The sequence below is a fragment of the [Clostridium] symbiosum genome, from assembly GCA_036419695.1.
Classification (GTDB): Bacteria; Bacillota; Clostridia; order Lachnospirales; family Lachnospiraceae; genus Otoolea; species Otoolea symbiosa_A.
The window spans coordinates 2599182-2615157 of record CP143946.1 but is presented as its reverse complement, the minus strand read 5'-3'; the positions used below and the strand labels follow the sequence as shown (position 1 = coordinate 2615157).

Genomic DNA, 15976 nt, shown 5'->3' with positions numbered 1-15976 from the left:
GTGTAAAATGGATTATAAAATTTTACTGGTTGACGATGAAAAAGATATTGTAGATCTGTTGGAGGAAGTGCTGCAAAAAGACGGATTTCACTCGATTCAAAAAGCCTGCACCGGCATGGAAGCGCTAATCATCTGCCGGGAATTTCAGCCTGAGGTCATTGTTCTGGATATTATGCTGCCCGATATAGACGGTCTGGAGGTCTGCAAAAAGATCCGGGAATTTTCCTACTGCTCCATCCTCTTTCTGTCGTCTAAAAACGACGACATAGATAAAATCCTCGGCCTTTCCTGCGGCGGCGACGATTACGTCACAAAGCCGTTCAGTCCCCGCGAAGTGGTATTCCGTATCAAAGCCCAGCTGCGCCGCCAGCAGTATCAGACGGCCATTTCTGAAAACGGCACGGCCCCTCTGACCGCCGGACCGCTCACCCTTGACAGGGAAAGTGGCCGCGCCTTCAAAGACGGACGGGAACTCGGACTGACGGGACGGGAATTCCTGCTCTTATCGTATCTCATGGAAAATGCGGATAAAATCATCAGCAAGGAGCGTCTTTACGAACAGGTTTGGGGCGACTACAGCAGTATCTGCGACAACACGATTATGGTCCATATCCGGCACCTGCGGGAGAAAATTGAGGACGTGCCGTCTGCCCCCCGGCAGCTTATCACCGTGAAAGGTTTGGGCTATAAGCTCAAAAAAAGGATTGATTAGATGAGACGCTCAGGCTATCGCGCAATTTTCCATATTTATCTGATTTTCTTTCTGTCTCTGCTTGCGGCGCTCCTGCTTGCCGTCTGCCTTTTCTTCATGACGCTCTCCATCCGGACGCCCGACGGCGCAGTGAAAAGAAGTGACTGGCCCAAAACGTTTACAGAAGATTTCGCAGAACAGATTATATGGATCGACGGCGCGCCGCAGCCTACACAGGCCGGGATGGCGTTATTGCAGGACAATGGCATCGGCATCCAGATTTTAGCTTCCACCGGCCGTGAAGTGTTCGGCTGCCGGAAACCAGAACAGGCAGGTACCTCCTATTCCGGCCCGGAATTGCTGCGGCTCTTTCAGTCAGGGAAATCAGGCGGCGGCGAAACAGCCGCTTTTACCGGAACGGTCCGAGCCGCAGGAGAAGAATATATCTACATCCTATATTTTCCCGTGAATGTTTCCAGCGTTACAATGTATGTCAACGGAGAGCGGTTTGCGGGCGGTAAAACCATCATTTTACCCGTCTTGTCGGCACTGCTTCTGCTTGTGCTTATCTCAGGCCTTCTCTACGGTCTTTTTACGGTAGGCGCAATGAAGCGGCTGACGTCTGCCATTCAGGATATCAGCGTCCGCAGCTATCTTCCGGTTCAGGATCACGGGGTGTTCCATGATCTCTATGACGGTCTGAACCGGCTGGACGAAGAAATCAGGGCCGGCGATCATCTGCGGATACAGACGGAAAAAATGCGTAAGGAATGGATTGCCAATATCACCCATGATTTGAAAACGCCGCTCTCCCCCATCAAAGGATATGCGGAGATCATGCTGGAAACCGGCGGGGACGGTGAGCAATGCAGGCGTTATGCCGGTATCATACTGGAAAATGTTTCTTATATGGAAACTCTTATGGATGATCTGAAACTGACCTATCAATTGGAAAACGGAATGCTGCCCGTAAACCGCGAGGAGACGGATATCGTCCGTTTTCTAAAAGAGCTGGCAATTACCATTCTGAATACTCCGGAATATGAAAACCGCACAATCCATTTCGAAAGTTCCGGGCAAATGATTCCTTACTCCTTTGATCGGACTCTGTTGACAAGGGCTTTTCGGAATTTAATCATCAATGCATTTGTACATGGCGAAGAAGATACCGAAGTCTCGCTGCGCGTATCCTTCTCCGGCTCTTTGAACATTTATGTTGCCGATAATGGAACGGGCATGGAACCGGAGATGGCGGAACATCTCTTTGACCGCTATTACAGAGGGACGGATACGGGACAGAAGCCGGAAGGAAGCGGCCTGGGCCTTGCAATCGCCAGGGATATCATTGAGCTGCACGGCGGCTCCATTTCTGTTTCCAGTATCCCAATGGCCGGAACCACATTTCAGATCGAATTTCCATCCCCTTAAGGTTAATTAAGGTTGCCTGAAAAGCAGATTAAGGTTGGCAGACTATTATTATTTTAATGATAGCTGCCAACCTTTTTTCTGCATTCAAGGAGGTCTTATTTTGAAAATCATCTGGAAATATATTCTCACAAACGTCAAAGAAAGAAAAATGCGGACCGCTGTCATGCTTCTGTCCGTCTTACTTTCCTCCACCCTTCTTCTGGTGTCGTTTTCCATCGGCGCATCGTATGAAAGCGCACAGAGGAAAATGGCCCGCGGGATGGCCGGAAGCGCAGCCCTGTCCGTAACCGCGGCTGAGGGAAATGTCGATATCGGCATCCTGCCGGAACTGCCGTCGGTGGACGCCGTTGTCGGGGTGCTGAAGGGGACTGCCCTTTATCACGAGAACGGTTATTATGAAACCATTGATTTGATAGCGGCCGATCTGGCCCTGCTCAACCAAATCAACCCTCCCCGATTCGTAGACGGGGAACAAATTGAGGGTTTCACCGGCAATAAAATTATCTTACCGGACCGCTTTACATTAAAATACGGGATTGAGGCGGGTGACACGGTTACGCTGCAGATTAACGGGCAGCCGGTTCCTTTCGACGTGGAGGCAGTTGCCGCCTATGATACGGTTTTTCTCCGGCATACAAGAGGGGCGACCGCTCTTCTGCCCCTGTCCACCCTGTCCGGTCTGTCAGGCCGGGAGGGCGGATACACCGAACTGTTAATTAAGCCGGCCGAAGGGATTTCTGCCTCGGAACTGAAACACGAGCTGTCGGCGGTTCTGCCTGACGGCGGATACCGTGTGTCCGAAGTGGTTGACGAGGCGCAGCTCTTTGCGGATGCACGGCAAAAATCCATGCCGTTTTTTCTGATCAGCTTTTTCTCCCTGACGGTGAGTGTTTTCATCATTTACAGCAGCTACAAGGTAATTACCCTGGACCGCCTGCCCGTAATCGGCACGTTCCGCAGTATCGGGGCAACGCAAAGGGCCGTGACCCGCATTCTACTGCTGGAAAGCGCACTGTACGGAGTCATGGGCGGCCTGATGGGCATTCCGGCGGGCATACTCGTCCTGAAACTGATTCTGCGGGGAATGGGACAATCCCTTTCGCAGGGAATCGAGATTCCGGTTGTCGTCTCTTTGTTCAGTATCATTTTTTCCTTTGCGGCTGCGGTAATGGTATCCCTGCTCTCCGCATGGCTCCCGGTGCACCGGGCAAGCCGGCTGCCGATTAAAAATGTTGTGCTCGGCAGCGTGGAAGAAAAACATATCCCCCGGCGCTATACGGTGGGAACTGGCATTGCGCTTTTTATAATCTCAGTGCTTCTGCCGAAACTGGCCTCTCCAAAAGCGCTGTATCCGGCCGGCGGATTTTCCCTGCTGGGGCTGATTGCCTCAACCATTCTGCTTGTTCCGCTACTGACGGACATGAGCGCGGCGGGCCTGGAACATCTTTACGGCGCTGTCCTGGGAAACGAGGGATGGCTTGCCGCCCGGAATATGCGGGGCAACCGGAATACTTCGCAGAATATCACGCTGCTTTTTATCAGCATTTCCGCTGTAATCGCCATCACCGCCGTGGGGGATTTCGTGACCGCCTACATCGGCGACGTATTCAGGGACGCTGAAATTCAGGGCTTTGCGGATGGGCAGATGAAACCGGAATTTATTGAACAGGTTAAGGAAATGGAGGGGATTGAAAAAGTGCTTCCCCTTTACGTGTATAAAAATGAAATACAGGCGGACGGCAAGACCTTCAGCCGTCTGGAAGCAACCGATCATCTGGAAAGGTACAGCTCCATGCTGGCGCTCCAATATACGGAAAGAGGGATGGAAGAAAAAGCGGTTACAGCCTTTGACGGCGGACGGGCCGTTCTGTTAAGTGAAAGCTGCATGGAACGCACCGGCTTTTCCATCGGTGATACACTTCCCCTGTCCCGCGGTGCCGGACAGAATAATTATCTTGTAGTCGGCAGCTTCAAATCAAGGGCTACGGATGTAGAGGCGGTCATTTCTTCCACATATGCCACAGCCGATTTCAGCCCTCCTTCCTATGGTTTCCTTGCCTATACCGCCGCAGATCCCGAAGCAATTATGGTGCAAATCCGCGCTCTGTTCGGCGAAACACCAAACTGGAGCCGGACGGTGAAGGAATTTAACGCGGACGCCCTGTCTACCGTAGGAGCTTTTTTGCAGCCCATGCACACCATGACCTTTTTTATTTTCCTGCTGGCGGCCGTGGGCGTTATTAATAACCTGCTGATCAACTGCATCCAAAAACGGCGGAGCATTGCCATGTACAAGTCGGTGGGGCTTTCCAACCGGCAGAATATAAAAATAACGGTGATTGAGGGATTTTCGGCCGGTCTTATTGGGGCGGCCCTGGCGGTTTTTGTTTCCTGCATGGAAATTCAGACCATTTTCCTTGTGGCCGGACCAAAAATTTCAATGGCGCCGGAACTGGATGCCGCTATCTTCCTGCGCGCCGGTATCATGGGAATGATTGTGACTCTGCTTGGCTCCGTTGTTCTTGTTTTTAAGAGCCGCAGTATGGAACTGGTGGAGGAAATCAAATTTGAATAATATACAATAACAGGAGGTTTTATGAAACAGACAGCCGCAAACATTGCCGTGGAGGGAAAACATATTGTAAAAGAGTTTCGTCTCGGCGGCGAAACCATAAAGGTACTCAAAGATATTTCGTTACAGGTTATGCAGGGGGAATTCGTATCCGTCATGGGGCCGTCCGGTTCCGGAAAAAGTACGCTGCTCTATATTCTTGGCGGCCTGGACGTTCCCACAAGCGGCCAGGTTCTTTTGAACGGCACGGATATTTCCCGTCTGGGGGACGAAAAAATGAGCCGCATCCGACGGCAGAAAATCGGCTTTGTTTTTCAGTTCTATAATCTCATCCCTAACCTGAACGCAGAGGAAAATATCATGCTTCCGCTGCTTCTGGACGGCAAAAAGACAGGGGGCTGCCGAAAACAGCTTGATCAGATTATCAGTCTCGTCGGCCTGTCCGAACACAGGAAACACACTCCCCGCGAGTTATCCGGCGGCCAGCAGCAGCGTGTGGCAATTGCCCGCGCCCTGATTAACAGCCCGGAGATTCTTTTTGCCGACGAGCCTACGGGAAATCTGGACAGCCGGACCGGGGCCGGGATTATGAATCTTTTGAGAGAGATTAACAAAAACACCGGCCAGACAATCATCATGGTGACACATTCCCCCGAAGCGGCTGAAAACAGCAGCCGGATCATTACCGTGCAGGATGGAAAAATAAAATAAAGAAGGTAAAATAGCACATGTCATTCCGCTTTTCCTCCGAACGGATCGAAAAATGCCGGGGCCTTATAACGGCCCCGGCGTAAAATCATGAACTATCTTCCGTACTTTACTCCTCTTTTCCATATCCAAGAAGAGGCAGTACATTCATCGGATGATCCAGTATCACCAGTGACGCCTTCTCATCCAGATAGTGCTTCTGCTTATGGATAATGACCAGATGTCTTCCCTCAAAATACTGAATGTAATGATGGAACACTTCGGAAGCAAGGGTCGTCCCCAGCAACAGTAATGTATCGGCTTTTGTAATCTCCTCCGTGGTGCTTGTCATCTTCTGGCTGTCCACCATCTCTCCGAACAGGGAAATCATCGGCCGGACGGGGATCCTGCAGACTTCGCAAAGCGGTACGTGTTTTGCATTCATTATGTAGGAAACAGGGTATTCTTTCCCGCATCTGGGACACTGGTTCTGGTAGATACTTCCATGCAGGTTGATTACATGTTCGCAGCCTCCCCTGCGCGGCTTGTCATAGATGTTGCTGTTGATTACGCTCTGAAGTCTGCCCGCCCGCTCCATGGCCGCCAGTGCCGGACCGGTAGCGGTGTCATGCGGCATATGATGAAGCATTTCACTTTTGTAAAATTCAAAGAACTGTTCCGGCCGTGTATTATAGAAGGTAGCCGAATACAGCTCTTCCACGCAATGGCCGTAGCGGCTTTCTATGTCGTAGGCTTTATCCTGCTTTTTTATCCCTGTAAATCCGCCCTCCTCCATCATGCCGGAGCCGCAAAGCGCCACAGTGTACGTACTTTCTTCCAGAATTCTCTTTAGCCGTTCAATTTTTTTCTTCATAGCAATGCCCCCTTCGGTTCTATCACCTTCTTTTATTATAACATTTTGCCATATCACCCGCAAGCCCGGCATTAGATGAATGTCCCCGGCATTAATGGTTACTGTTCACTCCGTGCCCAGTAACACGCTGCGCGATGCACAGAAACGGCAAAAAACGCCGTTGATTGTAATGAAAAGTCCGCATCGCGCACTTTTCGTTGCGTCGCGCCGCAACCCTCGGATTTGACCCAAGGGGGCCCGCTGTCTGTGACTTTCGCTGCGCTCCACTCACAAAAAACACCTCGCGGAATACTACCTGTGAACAGTAACTATCAATGGCCTCAAATCCGATGCATTCCCCGAAAAGAAGGGCGCTGTATCCGTGCAGACAGCGCCCTTCCTTCCATATCATATTTTTTTACCTGAACCACTCTCTCATCGTATCCAGCACCTTCACCAGTTCCTGTTCCGTGATGATATAGGGAACCATCGCATACATATAATTTAAAAACGGACGGCTGAATACGCCCCGTTCGTATGCAAACTGCTGATATCCCTCCAACACGGCAGGATCATGGACCTCTACACAGACACAGCCTCCCATGATACGAACCTCTTTTATGCGGCTGTCCGTAAAGCCTCCCATCTCCCTCCGGGTAATATCGGTAATCCGGCTGATCTTTGATATGTAATCCTCTTTTTCAAAAAGCTCGATGGACTTTAACGCCACGCTGCAGGCCAGGGCATTTCCCATGAAGGTGGGTCCATGCATCAGCGCAAGGGCGGGATCGTCGCCGTAAAAGCCCTGATATACCTTATGGTTCGCCACCGTAACCGCATGTCCGATATACCCTCCCGTCAGGGCTTTTCCCAGGACCAGGATATCCGGGCATACGAGATCTGCGACAAAACGGAATCCGGTCCGTCCAAATCCGGTGGCGACCTCATCAAAAATCAGGAGTACATCGTACTCGTTGCACAGTTCCCTCGCCCGCTCTAAAAATGAGATATCGTACATCTGCATTCCCCCCGCGCCCTGAAGCAGCGGCTCCACAATAAAACAGTTCAAATCATCATGATGCATTTTAAACGCTTCCTCCAGGGCCGGAATCTCCGTTGGAATATGAATCACATCCTTCTTTTCCCCAAATGCAAAATGGTAGTCCTCATCGTCTCCCACTTCCATGGCCTTAAACGTGTCCCCATGGTAAGAGCGGGTCAGGGAGAGTACCTTATTCCTGGTCTTTTTGCGGTTTGTATTAAACTGCAGCGCCATTTTAAGAGCCACTTCCACCGCCACACTCCCGGAATCGGAATAAAAACAGTAATCCAGATCCCCGGGCAGCCACTCCTTCAGTTTTTCAGACAGTTTTTCCACCGGCTCATGGGTCAGTCCTCCTAGCATGACATGGGCAAACCGGTCCGCCTGGGATTTGATTGCCTCCGTCAGCGCCGGATGCTTGTAACCGTGGATGACGCTCCACCAGGAGGAAACGGAATCAATTAGTTTCTGATCCTCCGTGTAAAGATAAACGCCCTCCGCATTGACGACTTTGTAGGGCGGCTTCATTGTTTTCATCTGCTGATATGGATACCAAATCATTTCTTTACCTTCTTTCCTATTCGTACAGGGATGCAAGTTCATCTGCGTCCATGTCAAGCTCCGTATCACCGTCTTTGACGCAGGCCAGCACCTTAAGTCCCGTCATGGATTCGCACATCCTCCGGTTATCTTCCTCCATCACATTCCCTGTATGGAAATGGTTAAAAATGATTCCTTTTACCGGAATATCATGGGCGCGCATATATTCGCAGGTAAGGACCACATCGTTAATTGTGCCGAGTCCCGCATCTGCAACAATCAGGCAGGACAGCTTCAGTTCTCTGATAATATCCTCCAGCTGGATTCTGGCCTCATCAAAGCAGACCGGACATACAATACCGCCGCTCCCTTCCATCGTTACATAGTCGTAATTGCGGCAGACAGCCTCAAAGCCCTCTCTGACCACCTGCAGCCGAACCGGATTTCCCTCGATTCTGGAAGCAAGGTGGGGAGAATATGCAAGCTCATATACATAAGGACACATTTCCCCGAGCGGCTGGGCAATTCCCGAAACATTCTTTACGGTCCACGCATCACCCGGAATCAGATTTCCGTCTCCGCCGCGGCTGTTCCCGCTCATAGCCGCTTTATAATATGCCGCGTTTCTCCCGCTTTGGCTCAGCTTTTTCACAATCAGGCCCGTCACAAAGGTTTTCCCGATGTCTGTTCCGGTTCCCGTAATAAAGATATTTTTACTCATATTTAGTCACCTCATCCTGTAATTCTTTCATCGCTTTGGTGGAATCTGCCTTCTTTTAGCCTTATCTCATTCGTTTCATAACCGGCTGAATCCGCTTTACCAGATAAGCTGCCAAAATACATAAACAGATATCTCCCGGGACTGCTAATATAAAACAGTAAAGAAACAGCGGCCATACTCCTATCGGCGTGTTTATCACAAAATTACAGATAATATAGTAATAAACCATCCCCACCCCATAGACGATGAAAAGCCCCGTAAAGTTTGCTGCCAGGAGTTTTTTCATTGTCAGCGGATTCCCGCGTTCAGCCATCTTTCCCGTCGCATAACTGGCCAGACAGAAGCCGATCAGATAGCCAAAGCTCGGCTTTAAAAGATACCAGATTCCTCCGCCCTCCGCGAAGATAGGCAGCCCCGCAAGACCAAGCGCCATATACAGAGCCACACTGACCGCCCCGTTTTTGGCTCCCAGCAAAAGCCCCGCAAGCATGGTAAATAGAAACTGCAGCGTAAAAGGCACCACGGGCACCGGAATTTTAATAAACGCCCCTACCGCGATCAGCGTTGTAAACATCGCCGTATAGGTAAGATTCAGTACTGGTGAGTACCTCAGGGTTTTCTCTGCTTTTTGTAACATGTTCTCCTCCTTTAGTTCCTGTTTGATTAGATTTATCCAAATGTAAACTTATTTTCAATATAGGTTCACATTTAGATAAATCTTACCAATTGCAGGCCAAATTGTCAACATTTTATTTTTTATGGTTAACAAATAGTTTTTAATCATAAAGCAGGATTATAATTGAGAAATGAAAATACTGCCAGGGAACGCCTTTTGTTCACCGTCTGAGAGTTTCTTCTGAGATTTTATATTGGTTTCAGTATTGGAGTTAGAATTGGCTTTCGATTTGATGTTGGATTTGATGTTGGATTCAATATTAGAATTAGAATTAGAATTACGAAAAGTGCTGCCGGCACAAAGGTCGCAGCAGCACTTTTCAAACGATGTATCATCTATGACTCCCTTACCAGACCCTCGTGGGCCAGCTCCAAGCTCTCAACAGCAATTTCACAGGAGTCTGCATTGAAATCAGGCACCGAATATTTGGCAGGCCATGCGTTGGTAATCTTCCACACCGCAGCCACATTCTGCATCTCATCGAGCAGGCTTACAGTCACGGTCTTTCTCTCCACCTCACCGGCTGTCCCCTTCTCCATCCAGCCGTAAACGTCCTTTCCTTCGATCACCCCATTCTTCAGGGTGATGGTGCCATATTTACGCAGTCCCGCCACCTTCATCGGCGTCCCTGCCGCCATATCTCCTTCCCTGTACTCAATCGGTTCCACCGCCGCGTCGAAACCGGAAACCTCACTGAATTTTCCCGCCTCCAGTCCATCGATTTCCAGCCTAAAACGGAATTTCGCCCTTGGATATACTGTCATAATAATGCCCCTTCCTCATTTCTTTTTTCTGTGTTTCAAATACTATTGCACTTTCAACGCTCCATTGCCTCCTCTTGCTGCCTGGAATCACCCGTTTTTTGGGTAATTCTGAAAATTATAAATTCAGCAGGTTTGACAGGAGCAACTCCAATCACACAGATTAACCTTCCATTGTCAATATCATCCTGAGTCATTGTGCTTTTTCCTATGTTGACACAAAACGCCTCATCAGTTGTAGTTCCAGCAAGGGCTCCGTCTCTCCAGAGGCTGGTGAGAAAGGCCTCAATGGTTCTCTGGACCCTGTTCCAGAGTATTTCATCATTCGGCTCAAATACTGCCCAGTTAGTACTGGCTTTTATGGATTCCTCAATAAAAATAAAAAGGCGCCTTACATTGATATACTTCCATGCCGTGTCGCTGCCGGCCGTCCTGGCTCCCCAGACGCAGATTCCCTGTCCCGGGAACGACCTGATTAAATTAACGCCTTCCGGATTCAGAATGTCCTGCTCCCCCTTTGTAAACTGTATGTCCAGACCCACGCAGCCACTGACCAACTCATTGGCCGGCGCTTTATGGACGCCTCTCTCATTATCGCTTCTTGCATATATTCCAGCCACAGAACCGGAGGGCGGTATCTGGATATTTTTCTTGTCCAGCGAATCATAAACAGTCAGCCACGGATGGTAAAGGGCCGCGTAAGACGAATCAAAGATACCCCTGTGGTTTTTGATATCCTGTACTTTTCTGGCATCCTGAGGAATATCAAGGACAGCAAAACGGCTGGCCAAATTCTCACAATGTGCCACAAGGGAAAGCTGCACCTTGGGATCGGTGATTCCCGGGACCGCCATGATGGATACGGTATCATTATCCAGAAAGGCCTGTATTCCGGTTCTCTTCCCGACGCCCTTATCCTCGCCGATAAAATCATCTGCCTTCATTTCCAACACATTTCCATTGCTCCCTCCGGAAAGACTGATGGACACTGCCGCCTCCTGCCCCTTCAGCAGACGTTCAAATGGGGTTTTTATCTTCTCTTCCGTCTCCCCCATATACATGACGGATACGAGATTGGATTTAGCCGTCTCCACAAAGCCCGGCGCCTCCCTGTTGAATGAGAGATTGTCATAGTTCTCCACCTGGTCTTTATAACGGACTTCCATGGAAAATTCACAAGTGGATATAGTCTTCCCGGGTAAAAGACTCTTATCCACCACGTCCTCTTCAAACTCTTTCTCAAAGATCAGAATATTATCACGGCTCTTAACTACCCGGTTTATTACCGTCTCCGTACCGTCGCAAAATGCAACGACGTCTCCTTTCATAAATCCGGATCCGTTCTTGACAGTATAGCACTTACCGGACGCCGTCTCAATCACCTCTAAAATCTGGGTTTTCGCCTTACTGGACGGAACTATGGACACCCTTATGCCGTTCCCCCAGAGACCCGGTTCTTTGGCTTTCAGCGATAGGACCGGGGGCTCCCCTGCCGGTGCGGCTCCTTCGGCGCAGACCGCATCCTGCGGCGCCACCCTCATCACAAAACAACGCGACCCTCCGTTGCGAAAGAAATACTCCACAGCATAAGCGAGAAACCGGTAATTGCCAAACACAGATGCCGGAAGATAACCTCCATAATTCCTAATAAATTCCGCAAAATTTGTAATCATCCTGGGAGAGCCTTCAACCGGCCCTCTCTCGGCCACACCGATAAAACCGGCCGTGCTGGTTCCAACACCCTCTGTCAGTCTTGCATCGGAATCAAACTCCTCCACATAAACGCCTGGTGATAAATACTCTGCCATATTTTTCTCCTTTCATCTTCTTTTTACCGGCAGCTGTCCTTTTTCCCTGAAAAGAAATATCCCCCTATGAATGAATTCCTGATAATGATGATAGATTCAGAGAATAAGACGCAGGCAGAACCAGCCGTCCGTGGCCTTGTATCTCAGATATGCACGGTTTTTCTCTGCAAAAGCCGCAATGCTCTGTGTCCCCAGCCCATGCCCCGCCTGTTCCGTGACCGGCCGCCCTTTTTCTTCATCGATTCTTACCGTACCTGTAAATGTATTGGCGATTTCCAGAAAAAACTGCCTCCCCTCCATTCTGCCCCTGACCTTAATCATGCGTTCCTCTCCCTCGGGAATCTTGCGGCAGGCGATGCAGGCATTTTCAAGCGCATTGGAGATGACAACGGCAAATTCAATCGGATCATTCTGAAGCGTTTCAGGAAGGGTCAGGAGAACATCATAGAGGATACCGCTGCTTTCGGCACGGCCCTCATACTCCGACAGAATGGAGTCGATCAGGATATTGCCCGTATAGGTCCTGTTCTTTTTATTGACCGATTCTAAGGACAGTTCCAGTGAATTCATCAGTTCTCCCGCCTCCTTCAAATCCCCCTGCTCCACGCAGGCCGATAAAAGCATGATATAGTGGCGCATATCGTGGCGGAGAATGTCCAGTTCCTTTCCTGATTCCCTGGCAATTTCAAGCTGTTTCTGGAGAGAAAACATCTGCGCCTGCAAAAGATCATAACCGGACTTCATTCTGTACTGCTCCTGTATACTGCAAAAAGTAAAATACAGCACCACATAGATGATCCCGGCTGCAAAACAGAGCACCAGCCCAATCATCTTCACTTCCCGGTCATGGTACATATTTCCTGACCACAATACGCTCCCCAATAAAATACAGAACATGACAGGGATGGCAGACAGCCTGTGCCATCCCGTTTCGATCCCATCCATGACCGTAAAAAAGGGACGGCGGAAATAATGATAGGTAATGATCAGCATGAAAAGATAAACGGCAGATTTAATCAGCAGCCTGTATGCTATGACCGTAGTGCCGAAGATTTCCGCTATGGCGTTTCCGATGAACATAGACAAAGATACACTGAAGCAGATAAAGATAGATTTTCCTCCCTGATACCTGGGAAGAAACAGGTAAAGAAACAACAGGGTGGCAAAATTAAGCACGGACACAATATCCCTTGCTCTATTGACCCCCATGCGGCTGCAAACCAGAAAATCCAGCGCCAGCAGAGCTGAAATTGAGGCCGCGCCGATACTTATGGTTTTCTTACGGGAATAACGCCAGTCTTTCGTCAGCATATAAACCTGAAAAAAAGATAAGGGTGTGGTAATCAGGGTATTGCAGATTTCAAATATTTCATTCAGCGTCATGATTTCCTCCCGTTTCTTCATCGCACTTGTCTGTCATTTTATTCCATTATATCTTTTGGGGATGGCACTGGCAAGTTTTTTACCCGTAGGTCTTCTATTCCATCTGGAACGTTTTTCGGTTTTCTCCATATAAAAAACTCTGCAGCCCGATTCGGTGCAGAGTTTTTTCTGTCTTTCAGTCTGTATTTAGCTATCAGGCGCTGTCATCCGGTATCCGGAAATTAAAACGTTTCCTATTTTCCAAGCGCCTCGAATTTATTTACAATCGTCAGCAGCAGATCCACTACTTTATCCATGGACTGGACCGGAATAAATTCATATCTTCCATGGAAATTATAGCCGCCCGTGCAGAGGTTCGGGCATGGAAGCCCCATATAGGACAGCCTGGCTCCGTCTGTGCCTCCCCGGATCGCAGAGATCTCTGGAGTGATGCCGTTCTCTTCCATCGCTTCTTTGGCAATGTCGATCAGGTATTTGTAAGGTTCGATCTTTTCCTTCATGTTATAGTAGGAGTCCTTTATCTTGACCTCAACGGTCCCCTCGCCGTACTTTTTATTCAGGTAGTCTGCGGCTGCGGCAAATAATTTCTTTTTCTGCTCAAACTTCTGCATATCGTGATCGCGGATCAGATAATCCATCTTGGCATTCTCCACGTCTCCGGCAAACTGGTCGAGATGGAAAAAGCCCTCATAACCCTCCGTGTACATCGGATTCTCAAAAACGGGAAGCAGGCTCTGGAATTCCATTCCGATTAAAACGGCGCTCTTCATCATGTTCTTGGCTCCGCCCGGATGGATTCCAACACCGCGCACATAGACTCTGCCGGATGCCGCGTTGAAGTTTTCGTACTCCAGCTCCCCTAAAGGACCTCCGTCTACCGTGTAAGCCACATCCGCCTTAAAACCTTCCACATCAAAGAAATCAGCGCCTCGGCCAACTTCCTCATCCGGAGTAAAGCCAATCTGGATTGTGCCATGCGGCACTTCGGGATGCTCTAAAAGCCATGCGGCCATTGTCATAATCTCGGCTACGCCCGCCTTGTCGTCACCGCCAAGCAGTGTTGTCCCGTCGGTCACAATCAGGTCTTTCCCTTCACAGTCCGCCAGGAATGGGAAATCCTTCACCCTCATGACAATATCCTTTTCCTCATTCAGAACAATATCCCCGCCGCTGTAATTCTCCACGATTCTGGCCTTCACATCCTTGCCGGACAGGGCCGGAGAAGTATCCATATGGGCGACAAACCCCAGAGAAGGCACTTTCTTATCCGTAGTTGCCCCGATTGTCGCATAGACATAGCCATTCTCACTCAAACGGACATTCGATGCCCCCATCTCTTCCAGTTCCTTCACCAGCTCTTTTGCCAGCACGAGCTGTTTCTCCGTGCTCGGAACCTGCTCCATCTCGTCTTTTGACTGAGTGTCAAAGGAGACGTACTTTAATAAACGATCTGCTGCTTTGCTCATACCTTCACCTCATAGTTTTTATTGAAAGAAATTCCATATATTACGGTTATCGCTGCAATTTGCTTTCCCGCCGGAAACTCGGTCCGCGAACGGCAGCTCATGTCCACACACATCAGATATTATACTACATATTTCTTCAGGAAAAAAGGGATATTAGAGATTTAATTGAGATGCGAGGACGCCTCTGTAAGACGGCGGACGGGGTGGTGGGAGGGTGTTTATGAGTCTTCAGTCCCGGTTTATAGGTTGTGGTGAGGGGGAATACGGAGAAAAAAATTCCTGCGGGGACACGCTCCCGCTTGTGAAGCGCACAGCGGATGCTAAGCTCGTGAGGGACCTCGCTAAGCACCGGCGGGCTTCAAGGTCACCCTCCGGAAAGTTTTTCTCCTCCTTCCCCCGGGCAGGTTGTCGACGGGACTGAAGACTCAGCGTAGGTGATTGCCCCGTCCGCCGGCTTCAGGGGATGATTGTCTCTTTTGTCAAGCGCGGGGAAGGTATAAGAACAAATCAGTGGCCGCAGGCCGTGGTTCGGGTGGCGAAAACCTTCGCGTCTTCAGTCCCGGGCCATAACCTTCCTGTGGGGAAGAAGGGAGAAAAAGATTCCGGAGGGAACCTGGGAGTTCATTGGTACTTACCGAGGTCTTTCCGAGGTTAGTACCACTATGTACTCCAAAGAGCGCAAGCGTTTCCCGCAGGAACTTTTTCTGCCCTGATTCCCCACCCGCGACAACCTATAAACCGGGACTGAAGACTCAATATACACCCTCTCACCATCCCGAACCCCGACCTAACGGCGGGGTTCTCATTCCTCATCTCTCATCTCCAAATCTCTCTGGATCGGTTCCAGATAATTCACGTAGATATCGCGGTAACTCCTGATTTTCCAGGATTTATCCAGCTCGTCATATGTAAAGCTCTTTCTTCCCCCCTCCTGCATCCTCATCCAGAACCGGTTCAGTTCCCGGAAGGGGACATAGTACATCTCATCTTTTGCGGTAAAATAAAGGATGATGAAGGCGACGCCGCCCTGTTCTTCGAATTCTTCCATGAAGGCAACCTGATGGGCGTGGACGTTCTGAAGGGGAAATGTCGACACCGCGCATTCTTTGGCGTCAAAACAGACCGGCACCCCCTGGACCGCGCCGATATAATCTACTGTGCTCTTCTGGTCAAAATAGGCCATTGTGATATGGCGGCTTTCCTTGTCGATGCTGACCGGCGTGATCGGGGTCGGTATCTTCTGGATCAGCGCCAGCCTCTTTTCCCGATAACTGTCGTTTGTATGATTGATGAGCTCCTCCAGCGTCGATCCGCGGAGGCCTCTTGTATTCCAGGTTCCCATTCGTGA

At 49.7% G+C, this 15976-nt stretch carries 13 protein-coding genes; 4 read left to right on the top strand and 9 right to left on the bottom strand.

Translation table 11 applies throughout. The features are described from left to right. Nucleotides 1-7: 7 nt before the first annotated feature. From V3C10_12050 to V3C10_12035, 4 genes are all read left to right on the top strand, one after another. Nucleotides 8-712: a response regulator transcription factor gene (locus V3C10_12050; GenBank protein ID WVP64502.1), complete on the top strand. Its 705-nt coding sequence runs from the start codon at nucleotides 8-10 to the stop codon at nucleotides 710-712. Beyond that, the gene (locus V3C10_12045) at nucleotides 713-2119 is read left to right on the top strand and encodes a HAMP domain-containing sensor histidine kinase (GenBank protein ID WVP64501.1); all 1407 of its coding nucleotides are present in this window, start codon (nucleotides 713-715) and stop codon (nucleotides 2117-2119) included. A 100-nt stretch (nucleotides 2120-2219) separates the two neighbouring features. After that, the gene (locus tag V3C10_12040; GenBank protein WVP64500.1) at nucleotides 2220-4694 is read left to right on the top strand and encodes an FtsX-like permease family protein; all 2475 of its coding nucleotides are present in this window, start codon (nucleotides 2220-2222) and stop codon (nucleotides 4692-4694) included. 21 nt (nucleotides 4695-4715) lie between these two features. Continuing rightward, on the top strand, nucleotides 4716-5402 hold the full coding sequence (locus tag V3C10_12035) for an ABC transporter ATP-binding protein (protein WVP64499.1): 687 nt from the start codon (nucleotides 4716-4718) through the stop codon (nucleotides 5400-5402). A gap of 106 nt (nucleotides 5403-5508) precedes the next feature. Here the strand turns inward: V3C10_12035 and V3C10_12030 are convergent, their stop codons facing one another. The 9 genes from V3C10_12030 to V3C10_11990 all read right to left on the bottom strand — a co-directional run bounded on the left by V3C10_12030 (nucleotide 5509) and on the right by V3C10_11990 (nucleotide 15970). Next, nucleotides 5509-6252 (bottom strand): Sir2 family NAD-dependent protein deacetylase, encoded by a 744-nt coding sequence (locus V3C10_12030; protein WVP64498.1) that lies wholly within the window; start codon nucleotides 6250-6252, stop codon nucleotides 5509-5511. A gap of 397 nt (nucleotides 6253-6649) precedes the next feature. Continuing rightward, on the bottom strand, nucleotides 6650-7834 hold the full coding sequence (gene bioA, locus V3C10_12025) for an adenosylmethionine--8-amino-7-oxononanoate transaminase (protein WVP64497.1): 1185 nt from the start codon (nucleotides 7832-7834) through the stop codon (nucleotides 6650-6652). A gap of 16 nt (nucleotides 7835-7850) precedes the next feature. After that, entirely contained in the window at nucleotides 7851-8534 is a 684-nt protein-coding gene (gene bioD / locus V3C10_12020) for a dethiobiotin synthase (GenBank protein ID WVP64496.1), read from the bottom strand. A gap of 61 nt (nucleotides 8535-8595) precedes the next feature. Continuing rightward, nucleotides 8596-9171 (bottom strand): biotin transporter BioY, encoded by a 576-nt coding sequence (locus V3C10_12015; protein WVP64495.1) that lies wholly within the window; start codon nucleotides 9169-9171, stop codon nucleotides 8596-8598. Between the two features lie 374 nt (nucleotides 9172-9545). Beyond that, nucleotides 9546-9974 carry a phage tail protein gene (locus V3C10_12010; GenBank protein WVP64494.1) on the bottom strand — a complete coding sequence of 143 codons (429 nt, stop codon included), beginning with the start codon at nucleotides 9972-9974 and terminating at the stop codon, nucleotides 9546-9548. A 53-nt stretch (nucleotides 9975-10027) separates the two neighbouring features. Continuing rightward, nucleotides 10028-11779 (bottom strand): phage tail sheath family protein, encoded by a 1752-nt coding sequence (locus V3C10_12005; protein ID WVP64493.1) that lies wholly within the window; start codon nucleotides 11777-11779, stop codon nucleotides 10028-10030. A 96-nt stretch (nucleotides 11780-11875) separates the two neighbouring features. Continuing rightward, entirely contained in the window at nucleotides 11876-13162 is a 1287-nt protein-coding gene (locus V3C10_12000; GenBank protein ID WVP64492.1) for a GHKL domain-containing protein, read from the bottom strand. Nucleotides 13163-13395: 233 nt separating this feature from the next. Continuing rightward, a complete protein-coding gene (gene pepT, locus V3C10_11995) occupies nucleotides 13396-14628 on the bottom strand; it encodes a peptidase T (GenBank protein ID WVP64491.1) in 1233 nt (410 codons plus the stop codon). Nucleotides 14629-15430: 802 nt separating this feature from the next. Next, nucleotides 15431-15970, bottom strand: coding sequence for a Holliday junction resolvase RecU (locus V3C10_11990; GenBank protein ID WVP64490.1), 540 nt, complete (start codon nucleotides 15968-15970; stop codon nucleotides 15431-15433). Nucleotides 15971-15976 lie beyond the last annotated feature (6 nt).

Coding starts and splice junctions, on each gene's coding strand:
- V3C10_12050 (WVP64502.1), top strand. CDS start 8: ATGGATTATAAAATTTTACTGGTTGACGATGAAAAAGATATTGTAGAT.
- V3C10_12045 (WVP64501.1), top strand. CDS start 713: ATGAGACGCTCAGGCTATCGCGCAATTTTCCATATTTATCTGATTTTC.
- V3C10_12035 (WVP64499.1), top strand. CDS start 4,716: ATGAAACAGACAGCCGCAAACATTGCCGTGGAGGGAAAACATATTGTA.
- V3C10_12030 (WVP64498.1), bottom strand. CDS start 6,252: ATGAAGAAAAAAATTGAACGGCTAAAGAGAATTCTGGAAGAAAGTACG.
- bioA (WVP64497.1), bottom strand. CDS start 7,834: ATGATTTGGTATCCATATCAGCAGATGAAAACAATGAAGCCGCCCTAC.
- bioD (WVP64496.1), bottom strand. CDS start 8,534: ATGAGTAAAAATATCTTTATTACGGGAACCGGAACAGACATCGGGAAA.
- V3C10_12015 (WVP64495.1), bottom strand. CDS start 9,171: ATGTTACAAAAAGCAGAGAAAACCCTGAGGTACTCACCAGTACTGAAT.
- V3C10_12010 (WVP64494.1), bottom strand. CDS start 9,974: ATGACAGTATATCCAAGGGCGAAATTCCGTTTTAGGCTGGAAATCGAT.
- V3C10_12005 (WVP64493.1), bottom strand. CDS start 11,779: ATGGCAGAGTATTTATCACCAGGCGTTTATGTGGAGGAGTTTGATTCC.
- V3C10_12000 (WVP64492.1), bottom strand. CDS start 13,162: ATGACGCTGAATGAAATATTTGAAATCTGCAATACCCTGATTACCACA.
- pepT (WVP64491.1), bottom strand. CDS start 14,628: ATGAGCAAAGCAGCAGATCGTTTATTAAAGTACGTCTCCTTTGACACT.
- V3C10_11990 (WVP64490.1), bottom strand. CDS start 15,970: ATGGGAACCTGGAATACAAGAGGCCTCCGCGGATCGACGCTGGAGGAG.